Source organism: Pseudarthrobacter sp. CC12, assembly GCF_039907755.1.
Lineage (GTDB): Bacteria > Actinomycetota > Actinomycetes > Actinomycetales > Micrococcaceae > Arthrobacter > Arthrobacter niigatensis.
The window spans coordinates 1-1,410 of sequence record NZ_JARDJH010000080.1 but is presented as its reverse complement, the minus strand read 5'-3'; the positions used below and the strand labels follow the sequence as shown (position 1 = coordinate 1,410).

Annotated in this window: 1 protein-coding gene; it reads right to left on the bottom strand. The window is 64.9% G+C overall.

Going from position 1 to position 1,410, the window contains the following annotated elements:
- Window positions 1–40: 40 nt before the first annotated feature.
- Window positions 41–1,288, bottom strand: a complete 1,248-nt coding sequence (locus PV772_RS22910; protein ID WP_347887690.1) for an IS256 family transposase — start codon at window positions 1,286–1,288, stop codon at window positions 41–43.
- Window positions 1,289–1,410 lie beyond the last annotated feature (122 nt).

The window sequence follows — 1,410 nt, the reverse complement described above, 5'->3', positions numbered from 1 at the left end:
GGTCAAGTCCCGAGGAGTGGTGTAACGGTTGATCCTTCGCTTATGTGCTGAGGGCCATGATCGTGTCGGTGTCCACCTCGCTTCCGGTGTCAGTGGTGGGGCGCATGCGAGAGCGGGCGAGGATGTCGAGACCCAGATAGCGGCGTCCCTCGGCCCATTCGTCGGTTTGCTCGGCGAGGACGCCACCGACGAGGCGGATGATCGCGTCCCGGTTGGGGAAGATTCCGACGCTGTCGGTTCGGCGGCGGATCTCTCTGTTCAGCCGCTCGTTGGGGTTGTTCGACCAGATCTGCTGCCAGAGGTCCTTGGGAAACGAGGTGAACGCGAGGATGTCTGCCCGGGCCGCGTCGAGGTGCGAGGCGACGGCGGGAAGTTTCTCGCTCACGTAGTCCAGGGTCCGGTCGAACTGTGCGGTCACCGCGGCAGCGTCGGGTTGGTCATAGACACTGTGCAGCATCGCTTTCACGGCCGGCCACATGCTCTTGGGTGTCGCACTCATCAGGTTCGCGGAGTAATGGGTGCGGCAGCGTTGCCAGGCTGCCCCGGGCAGGTTCGCGGCGACCGCGTCTTTCAGCCCGGCGTGCGCGTCGGAGGTGACCAGCTGCACCCCGGTAAGGCCGCGGGCGGTGAGATCGGCAAAGAACGCGTTCCATGCCGGACCGGTCTCAGACGTGGCGACCTGGAGTCCGAGGACCTCACGGCGTCCGTCGCCGTTGACCCCGGTCGCGATCAGGACCACGGTGTTCACGACCCGGCCGCCCTCTCGGACCTTCATCGTCAACGCGTCCGCGGCAACGAAGGTGAACGGGCCGGCCTCGGACAGGTTGCGGTGCCGGAACTCGTCCACGTGTTCATCGAGATCGGCCGCCATCCTGGACACCTGCGACTTCGACAGGGAGTGGATACCGAGCTGCTTCACCAGTTTGTCCATCCGGCGGGTCGAGACGCCGGCGAGGTAGCAGTCCGCGATGACGGTGATGAGCGCGGCCTCGGATCGTTTCCGGCGTTCGAGGAGCCATTCCGGGAAGTAGCTGCCCTGTCGCAGCTTCGGGACAGCGACATCGATCGTCCCGGCACGGGTATCGAGGTTCCGATGCCGGTAGCCGTTGCGGTGGGTGGTGCGGTCAGGGCTGCGTTCGCCCCACTCCGCGCCGACGACGGCATCGGCGTCAGCGGACAGCAAAGCGTTGATCATGGTCTGCAGCAGATGCCGCATCAAATCCGGGGACGCGTCGGTCAGGGCTTCGCCGAGCACGGTCGCGGGGTCGACAATATGAGGAGCGGTCATCGTGTTGATGCCTTTCGAGTGGGATGTGAGAGTTTCCTCGAAGGATCACACGGTGACCGCCTTCACGTCAGCAACGACGCAGACAACCACCGTGGCGTTACACCACTATGCGGGACTCCACT

Coding starts and splice junctions, on each gene's coding strand:
- PV772_RS22910 (WP_347887690.1), bottom strand. CDS start 1,288: ATGACCGCTCCTCATATTGTCGACCCCGCGACCGTGCTCGGCGAAGCC.